An 8,115-nucleotide genomic window follows, 5' to 3' on the forward strand; every position below is an offset into this window, starting at 1 on the left:
AATGGCAATATTTACTTCATCTTCACTAACCAAGAGTTAATGAACATGCTTAATTGCGCTAAGGAAAAAGTAGTTAAGATCAAAAAGGAACTAGAAAAAGCAAATTTACTTGAGCAAAAAAGAATTGGATTGAATCAACCTAATAGATTATATTTGCTCCGACCAGAAGTAAATGCCGACGATGTGTACCTAATTTCACACCACAATGACCCCTCAGCCCTACAGCCACAAGGAAGTTCGATTTTCGAACTTCCAGACCACAAGGCCTCAGCCCTACAGCCACAAGGAAGTTCGATTTTCGAACTTCCGGAAAACGGGGCCTCAGCCCTACAGCCACAAGGAAGTTCGAAAATCGAACCCTATCTATACTATACTTCTTCTGAAGATACAATTAAGACACAGGAAAATACTCAATTAGATTTCTCCCCAAGTAATTACACTCCTGCAGAAATCGATGCACAAAATAAAGACTTAGTAAAAAATGCTGCTAACTACTACACTCAAACTGATACAAAAGACACAGTTATCTTTAACCAAGATACTTATAAACTGTTAAGTATGTGGGTTAAAACTCCTAAAGATTTGGCTAGAATAACTGGCATCGTTCTTAATGCTAAGAACAGTGTTGTTAAGGAGTTAAAAAAGCAAAATATAAAATATGCTGAAGCTGTTTTGAATATTGATGGTAATCGTAAGTTAAGTTCAAGTGATATTCAGTTCCTCAATGAAATGGGAATCGAGCCTCATAAACTACAAAAAGAAATCAGCAATACGATGAGACGGGTACTTAATCGGACGCGAAGAATATATGACGAAGGTAAAAAAGTTAATATCGAAAATTACATCTTTGGAGCTTATAAGAATATGTTCCAGAATTACGCGGATGAAATTCTAGAAAAAAGAGAAGCTATCAGCAATTAATATATGCGTGCATCAATGCGCGCTAGTGCAAACAAAAGGAGAAAATTATGTCTAAAAAATTCTACACAGTCGCTGATATTGCAAAGTCTACAGGCTATAATCGTTCAACAATTACTCGTTGGCTGGCTAAGCATAAAATTAAAAATGCACAGATGAAAGGTAATGCACCTTTATACTCTGCACAAGTGTTAGAAGACTTTAAGAAAGCCCATGATAATAGAGATACTAAGCCAGATGCAAAGGAAGCTTTGATGCAGGAAAAAAATGCGCGCATTAAGGCACTATCTGAAGAAGTGGAATTCTTAAAATCACAGCTGGCTATTAAAGATCAACAGATAGATACAGCTAATAGATTAGCTGACCAGGCACAGAAATTAAATCTCGCTGATAAACCACAACTAATGCATAAAGACAGTGATGAGACGAGCTCTGAGAAGTTAGATTCAGATAAAAAGACTGATAAACACTGGTATAGTTGGATTTTTAGATAGATTAACTAAAAATGATAAAAAAATGTGTATTAACTATTGGCATTTAATGCTAATTTTATAAAATGATAAACAAATTGAAACAAGCCTATTCTGGAATAAAGCAATAGGTATTATTATTTTTTGTAAACATTTAGTATGTTTGCGTTTTATAAGGAGTGAGAATAATGAAATTGAAAAAGGTTGTATTCACGTCATTAGTAACGCTTCTGTTAAGTGTTCCCACTGCTGAAGTAGTTTCAAATAGTGTGCAAGCTGCCGAAGTGACATCTTCTTCGACTCAAACGGCTTCTGATAGCAGTACACAGACTTTTCAAGTACCAACCAATGGTATTTCTTTTCAGAATGAACAATCATTAAATGAATCAAAAATTGGTTGGGGAAAAGGTGCTAAGGTTGCAGTTAAAGCAGTATTAAAAAATCGAAATAAATTAGTTAGTGCCGTAGGAAAAGTGGCAGGAAGAAAAGCTGCTGTAGAAGTTGGAAATGTTCTCAATAAAGTTACTCCCACGCTAAGAAAACTTTCAAGATGGGAAGATTTATCATTTAAGGCAGTTCAAGATCAAATTGCTAGTGCATTAATCGCATCACATGTTAACCCAAGTACCGCTAGAACATTAGCATATTGGATTAGATTAGGTCTGGAGTTGTTGGTCTAAAATGCATGAATCTGATGAATTAACATATACACTGTATTTGATGAGATCCGTTTTGCGTGATTGTATTGATAAACTGGATTTCCCACCTAATAGAGAAGCATTTCTCTTGTACTATGGGATTTCTTCAAAACAATCTGATGAAATTGACAAGCTATTTTTGGATATTCTCAGACAGAAGGACAAAATTAGTTTTACAGATTTCAAACAGATACTGAATGAAAAATTGGATACTGATTTTGACTCTCAGATTGTTAAAGCAATGTTGCAGGCATATAAAGATTATCAGCCATTGGCTATTTCAAAAATTATTGAGTAATACAATTCTATTTAATTATGGCTTTGCACAAAGCATAACTATTTGTTATAATAAAACCACATCAAGAAAGACATAAATTTAAGAAAAGAAACTAAGCAATGATGTATCGCGAAGAAAGTAATCGCAGAGAAAGCATCATTGCTTTTTTTGATGCTTTCGCAAGTAATTTTCGAGTTTCACACTCTCGACCTTTAACAGAAATCAATCTAAGAAAAAGGAGTGACTAAAATGGCACAAACCGCAGAATTAGTAGACAGAAAAGCTAAATTTGTGATGGGAACTAAGCTTGCTAAGGGCGGCCAGTATAACTTTACCCTTCAAAATTTGAAGGATGGAGCAACACCAGATGCAATTTATGCAGTAAGCGAAGCTTTAACAGATGTTTTTGACGCATCATGTGATGAAATCTATGCAGTAGACAACTCACGTGTTGTCCCACAAGCTTAATCATAGAAAGGAGAATAGACCATGAAGAAGGTTTTAAAATTAAAGTTTAAGACTGCAGAAGACAAAACTAGCATGATCACTGTTAGATATCCTAAGCAGGATCTTTCAGCTGAAACTGTTAAGTCTGCTATGCAAAAGATCGTTGATGCCGCAGCCTTTGAAAAAGACGGCGTAGCTATCTACGCTAAGGTTGTTGGTGCTGAGTACTACACCACTCAAACTGACGATATCTTTGCATCAGATGCAAAAGCTGAATAATGCTTAAGGGAAGGGATTTGGTTCCCTTCCCGTTTTTTGTAAGGAGAGAAAATGAAGGACTATCTAAATTTAGTAGGATATGCTCAGCCCATATATCGTAAATGTGAGCTTTGCAGTCGGGTTAAGGATGTCAGCTACCGCTTGGATGTTAAAAACGCTGAGAGCTCAAATATGCTGGTCGGATCGCTCGATTTATGCAAGGTTTGTGCTTCAAACATGGGTGAGATTATCCGGAAAGGATAAGATATGGACATTTTTAAGATGATTATGGATCAAGCTGCTGGGGTGGCAATCGCAATTTTGCTGATAATGCGCATAGAAACTAAGCTGGATGGGCTTACAAATGCTGTTATCAAGCTATCTGAAGCAATTCGGCCCACTGGCAAAGATTCATTGTAGACACACGACCAATTTCTATATTTATGCAATCGATGAAAAAAATCATAAATGAGTTCATAGAGGAAATGCGCCTGGAAGGGCGTGCTGAAGGGACTTTAAGAGAATATAAGCAACGATTAAATGAGTTTAGTCGATATTTAAACTATAAGAATAGACCTATTGACCAGATAACTCATGAGGATGTGTCCGAATTTACCAAAGCACTTTTTAAAAAGTGTCAGAAAATTACAACTGTCAGATGTAAATTGTCTGCAATTAGGGTATTTTCTTTATGGGCAAACCAAAAAGGCTACATGGATAGCGTGATTATTAGTCCTGGTGATTATCCCAAAAATGTAAAAAATAGACGTATTAAACGTTTAACCAATGAAGAGCTGCAGATCTTCAAAAGTTACATTGACGGATTACAACCCAACGCAAGAGCTGTATTTTGGCTATTATACGGTTCAGGATGTCGAGTAGGTGAGGCAGCTCACTTGCGTGCGTCCGATGTCACTTTACGTGGCAAAGTCGTATACATTGATATTAAAGATGCTAAGTGGGGCAGTGATCGATGTATCCCGATTATCGACAAACAAGCAGCGGAGATTGTATGGAAGTATCGTGCAGAACTTGAAATCGATAATCGGCCACTTTTCAGAATATCGAAGAGAACTATCCAAGGCTATGCGACTCAATTTGCGCAGACTACAGGAATTAGTTTTCATTGTCACCTATTGCGGCATACATTTGCGGCGCTTTTAACAGAGCGAGGAGTACCACTCACGACTGTCCAGTACCTTTTAGGACACAAATCATTAGGAATGACTGCCCACTACGCGCAATCTGCGCTTGTAGACATGTCATCATTTTTACCAGAAATTAATTTAAAGAATGTTGAAGGAGAAGATTAGAGATGAACGACATTAAATTACTTGGAAGATTAACTGATACACCTGAATTGAAGCAAAGCGCAGCAGGACGCGCATATGCATGGTTTACTGTAGCTGTACCTAGACGTAACAATAAAGATGAGGCTGATTTCATCCGTTGTGTTGCCTTTGACAAATTAGCATCAGCAATCTGCCAACATTGTGGCAAGGGGCGTCAGGTGCTTTGTACTGGTCGTCTCCAGGTATCAACATCAATTGATGAAGACACTAAACGTGTTAGATATCATCATACTGTCGTAGTAGGCTCTACTCACTTTTTACACGATCCTAACAGACCAGTGACTATGGATCCTGCCATGGCTGCTTAATATAGTTACAACTAATAGGCTGTCAACGGTACCGCAGGACTTGCAAAGTCCGAGGATAAGGAGTTGACAGCTTTTTTCGCTTTAAAGCTATAAACAAGGAAACCAACAAAGTTGGCTTCCTTGCCTAGCGGCGAGCGTGGGGGTTGGGGCTAGCCCCAAGAAAAAGAAGAGTTTCGTACTTAACACCCCCTATTACTAATAGGGGGGTAATAAATACATGAATGCAGAAAAAAAGGATAGAGACAATGTTAAAAGTACAAATTGACTGGCTAGAGTTTACCGTGCTTAACACTCAATTACCCAAGGTGCTTAACACGTTAGATCTTGGTTGGATGGATTTTTCACCGTTGGCCAAGGGAAGATTCGGGTACCATAATCAACTCAAATGGCAAGGTGGCAGTATTTTCGTCATGTTTACCGCCAATTCTGATGTTGTTGACCTGGATACTAAAATCAACCCGCAGAGCGGCATACACGTCATGATTACAGGACAAGGCTGCAGACAATACTCCGCAAAGCATGATCTAATGCACCTTATCCGCGTCCTCTCAGCACATGAACGCGTGAATTTTACGAGAATTGACCTGGCAGTCGATGATTTTGAATCAAAAATAGTCAGTTATGACAAAATTCACGATGCCGCGATCAAAGGGCACTTTACCTCTCGCTGGAGTAAATGGGACGAAGTCACGTCAAGACAAACGTCGACCAATGCATTTTTAGGTAGGACGATGTATTTCGGCTCTCAGGCTTCAGATCTTTTTTGCCGAGTATATGACAAGACGCTAGAGCGTAAGATTAATTCAGATCAGAAAGATATTCCTGAAAAATGGACACGCCTTGAAATGGTTTATCGCAAAGATCGCGCGAAAAAACTGGTAGATCACATGATAAATGGTCATAAATCTCCAGGCTACGTGCTGAGAGGAAGCCTCAAACAGTACTTACGATTTATTTTGCCGATAGCTGATCGAAATCAAGCCAGATGGCCCACGGCTCCTTGGTGGAGTGAACTTTTATCAAATGTCGAAAAACTACAGCTCACAATTGAAAAAGAAGATAAAACAATCGAAGACATGATTTCTTGGGTCGACCGTCAAATTTCTCCAACGCTTTCAGCTATTTTAGAGGCTCATGAGGGTGATTTAGCCTGGTTTAGATCAATTCTAGTCGAAGGCTCAAAAAGGCTCTCACAGAAGCATAAAGACGCAATTACACAATTTTTACAAAAGGAAGGAACTCCAGCATAATGTCACAAATGACTACTACAATTCAAACTCCACCAAGAACAGTAACTACCCAAAATTACCCTAGAATGGCTTATTGTTCAGCGATTACCACCTCCACGCCAGAACACTATGAGCATCTAAAGAAACTAGGAATTACCACCGTAAGCGTGTGTCTCCATGTGTCCGGTTTTGACTATCACAAATTTGCGACTATCCACACTGACCTAGCCCGTAGGGCAGAAATGACCACACATGCTTTTATGATTACTGACCTTCATGAGCATATTGATGATGTCATTGCTTTTACCAAGCGTTTGGTAAAGCTCTATTACACCAGTAAGAGCAAAATTACCCTTTTGATAAACAGCGATAGATTCTGCAAGAATCGTGAAGAACGGATTATCGAAATGATCGATTTACTCTCTCGTTACCACGACCGCTCCTGCATTGATCTAGCCTTCTTCAAGCGTGACCTAGATGATGGCTTGTATGATCTGTCTAAACTGCCGAAAATGATTAATTTAACCATTATTAATTGTGGTGCCAAGGCTTCAGGCGTCCCGGAAGCTGGCACATGGGTTTATACTGATGAAGTGGAAGGCGATGTACAGTATCTAGCCTATGATTATTATGGCTTCTACACTGACGACAGCGGCTATCAGCTTTCCTTGGTCGACTTTGACTATGTGGCACAACCTGGTGATACCTGGTACTCAATTGCACGCAGACATGGCATGCCTGTAGTTGATTTGCTCGCACTCAATCGGGCGATAGCAGAAGATCGCATATTTGCCGGACAAGTAGTCCGCATTGCTTAGTTTGCTTTTGTGCATGGTGCGGCGTAGTGCCGCGCGGTTGTAGACAGGAAGGCTCCTCAATAGCCTTAAGTAAGACAATCGCTCACTATCCCATCCTTCTAATAAAAGTGGGCGATTGGCTTACTCGCTATTGAGGAGACTTCCCATGTGGTCGTTGCCAAAGCGAAGCCGCACCATGCACAAAAGCCTTATATCCTTGAAATAACAAAAAATGCACCTGTACCTGGTGCATTTTTGTGTTCCATGAAAGATATAAGGGTATCAGGAATAGCCCTCCGCAATGCCGTGTCTGCCCTGCGCCGGTCGAGCCACGCCTGCGGACGCGTCTCTCCTTATCGGCTCGGTCAGCCAGTCAAAGCTACAGGCTATTCCTGATACCTAAATTGTACTACTCATTAAAATAGTAATTTTAATGAAAGCAATAGTAAAATAGCATGCTTACTGGATTTTCCACCAGGACGCGATTTTTGACTTTGTGAAATAAAATCGTACACAATTCAAAAAGCCCATTTTATGGGCTTTTTATTTTTGCATATTTACAAAATTCACAAACTTTCCAGGTAACAAAAAAAGCGGTCAGTTGACCGCCGTCCTTAGACATGTCCTTACTCACGCAAGAACATTTCCTCAATCCTATAATTATTATAACATGGTAAAATAAATTTGGCATGTCTATGCCCCTACATCGCTGTAAAAAGCTAGAAAGGAGCAATATCATGCAAGAAGTAATTTTCTCAATCCTAACTATTCTGTTTTTGCACGAACTTCACTTAGTCCTACATGAACTAAATGAAATGCTTAAGCGTTAAAAGTAATGCATTAACAGACCAAAGCCGTCCTTCGGGGCGGCTTTTTTGGTAGCAAAAAGGCGATAGAATCGCACAAACGTGGGTTCCATCGCCTTTGGTAATTTGGTATAATATACCTAAATCAATAAAAAAAGCACTTACAGAATTGGTAGTTCGGGCAGGTGCTTTGATTAATATTTCGTTTGATAATATTATACAACAAGTTTTCCCTTGGTCAAAGGGCAAACTCTATTTAATGCAACACGAATAATTAATTAAAGCCCCTGCAAGTGCTTCACACACAGAAAGGGGCTTTTAAAATGCCAAAAAAGAATTATTACAATGTCAATCAAGAATATGCTGAGAAGTTTTACCAGCTTCCTATGGTCTTCTTTACCAATGAAAAGTATAAGCCACTGAAATTAGAAACTAAGGTGGCATACGCAATCCTTAAAGATCGTTTCTCCTACTCCGTTAAAAACAATTGGGTTGACGACAATGGCAATATTTACTTCATCTTCACTAACCAAGAGTTAATGAACATGCTTAATT

At 39.0% G+C, this 8,115-nt stretch carries 12 protein-coding genes; all 12 read left to right on the forward strand.

Features of this window, described 5'->3' with window-relative positions; all coding sequences use genetic code 11:
• The coding region (locus tag CP363_RS09965) for a replication initiator protein A (protein ID WP_098036202.1) at positions 1–921 on the forward strand (921 nt) is incomplete at its 5' end.
• Positions 922–968: 47 nt separating this feature from the next.
• Entirely contained in the window at positions 969–1,412 is a 444-nt protein-coding gene (locus tag CP363_RS09970) for a hypothetical protein (protein WP_087712500.1), read from the forward strand.
• A 164-nt stretch (positions 1,413–1,576) separates the two neighbouring features.
• Positions 1,577–2,068 (forward strand): hypothetical protein, encoded by a 492-nt coding sequence (locus CP363_RS09975; protein WP_089143124.1) that lies wholly within the window; start codon positions 1,577–1,579, stop codon positions 2,066–2,068.
• A gap of 1 nt (position 2,069) precedes the next feature.
• On the forward strand, positions 2,070–2,384 hold the full coding sequence (locus tag CP363_RS09980; RefSeq protein ID WP_087712498.1) for a hypothetical protein: 315 nt from the start codon (positions 2,070–2,072) through the stop codon (positions 2,382–2,384).
• 228 nt (positions 2,385–2,612) lie between these two features.
• On the forward strand, positions 2,613–2,831 hold the full coding sequence (locus CP363_RS09985) for a hypothetical protein (protein WP_087712497.1): 219 nt from the start codon (positions 2,613–2,615) through the stop codon (positions 2,829–2,831).
• A 21-nt stretch (positions 2,832–2,852) separates the two neighbouring features.
• The gene (locus CP363_RS09990; RefSeq protein ID WP_087712496.1) at positions 2,853–3,089 is read left to right on the forward strand and encodes a DUF2922 domain-containing protein; all 237 of its coding nucleotides are present in this window, start codon (positions 2,853–2,855) and stop codon (positions 3,087–3,089) included.
• Between the two features lie 246 nt (positions 3,090–3,335).
• The gene (locus tag CP363_RS10000) at positions 3,336–3,488 is read left to right on the forward strand and encodes a YvrJ family protein (RefSeq protein WP_087712505.1); all 153 of its coding nucleotides are present in this window, start codon (positions 3,336–3,338) and stop codon (positions 3,486–3,488) included.
• Positions 3,489–3,553: 65 nt separating this feature from the next.
• On the forward strand, positions 3,554–4,381 hold the full coding sequence (locus CP363_RS10005; protein WP_233187163.1) for a tyrosine-type recombinase/integrase: 828 nt from the start codon (positions 3,554–3,556) through the stop codon (positions 4,379–4,381).
• 2 nt (positions 4,382–4,383) lie between these two features.
• Positions 4,384–4,728, forward strand: coding sequence for a single-stranded DNA-binding protein (locus CP363_RS10010; protein ID WP_087301161.1), 345 nt, complete (start codon positions 4,384–4,386; stop codon positions 4,726–4,728).
• A gap of 245 nt (positions 4,729–4,973) precedes the next feature.
• Positions 4,974–5,978 (forward strand): replication initiation factor domain-containing protein, encoded by a 1,005-nt coding sequence (locus CP363_RS10015; RefSeq protein ID WP_233187164.1) that lies wholly within the window; start codon positions 4,974–4,976, stop codon positions 5,976–5,978.
• Positions 5,978–6,775 carry a LysM domain-containing protein gene (locus CP363_RS11050; RefSeq protein ID WP_233187165.1) on the forward strand — a complete coding sequence of 266 codons (798 nt, stop codon included), beginning with the start codon at positions 5,978–5,980 and terminating at the stop codon, positions 6,773–6,775. Before CP363_RS10015 ends, CP363_RS11050 begins: the two co-directional genes overlap by 1 nt.
• A 1,108-nt stretch (positions 6,776–7,883) precedes the next feature.
• Positions 7,884–8,115, forward strand: a 232-nt coding sequence (locus CP363_RS10030) for a replication initiator protein A (RefSeq protein ID WP_198995788.1), incomplete at its 3' end; no start/stop codon positions are given.

This window comes from Lactobacillus sp. UMNPBX12, from assembly GCF_002553955.1.
Taxonomy (GTDB): Bacteria; Bacillota; Bacilli; order Lactobacillales; family Lactobacillaceae; genus Lactobacillus; species Lactobacillus crispatus.

What these genes read in the sequence shown, in the direction of transcription:
- CP363_RS10015 (WP_233187164.1), top strand. Translation starts at nt 4,974, where the DNA reads ATGTTAAAAGTACAAATTGACTGGCTAGAGTTTACCGTGCTTAACACT.
- CP363_RS09975 (WP_089143124.1), top strand. Translation starts at nt 1,577, where the DNA reads ATGAAATTGAAAAAGGTTGTATTCACGTCATTAGTAACGCTTCTGTTA.
- CP363_RS11050 (WP_233187165.1), top strand. Translation starts at nt 5,978, where the DNA reads ATGTCACAAATGACTACTACAATTCAAACTCCACCAAGAACAGTAACT.
- CP363_RS09970 (WP_087712500.1), top strand. Translation starts at nt 969, where the DNA reads ATGTCTAAAAAATTCTACACAGTCGCTGATATTGCAAAGTCTACAGGC.
- CP363_RS09980 (WP_087712498.1), top strand. Translation starts at nt 2,070, where the DNA reads ATGCATGAATCTGATGAATTAACATATACACTGTATTTGATGAGATCC.
- CP363_RS10000 (WP_087712505.1), top strand. Translation starts at nt 3,336, where the DNA reads ATGGACATTTTTAAGATGATTATGGATCAAGCTGCTGGGGTGGCAATC.
- CP363_RS10005 (WP_233187163.1), top strand. Translation starts at nt 3,554, where the DNA reads ATGCGCCTGGAAGGGCGTGCTGAAGGGACTTTAAGAGAATATAAGCAA.
- CP363_RS09990 (WP_087712496.1), top strand. Translation starts at nt 2,853, where the DNA reads ATGAAGAAGGTTTTAAAATTAAAGTTTAAGACTGCAGAAGACAAAACT.
- CP363_RS09985 (WP_087712497.1), top strand. Translation starts at nt 2,613, where the DNA reads ATGGCACAAACCGCAGAATTAGTAGACAGAAAAGCTAAATTTGTGATG.
- CP363_RS10010 (WP_087301161.1), top strand. Translation starts at nt 4,384, where the DNA reads ATGAACGACATTAAATTACTTGGAAGATTAACTGATACACCTGAATTG.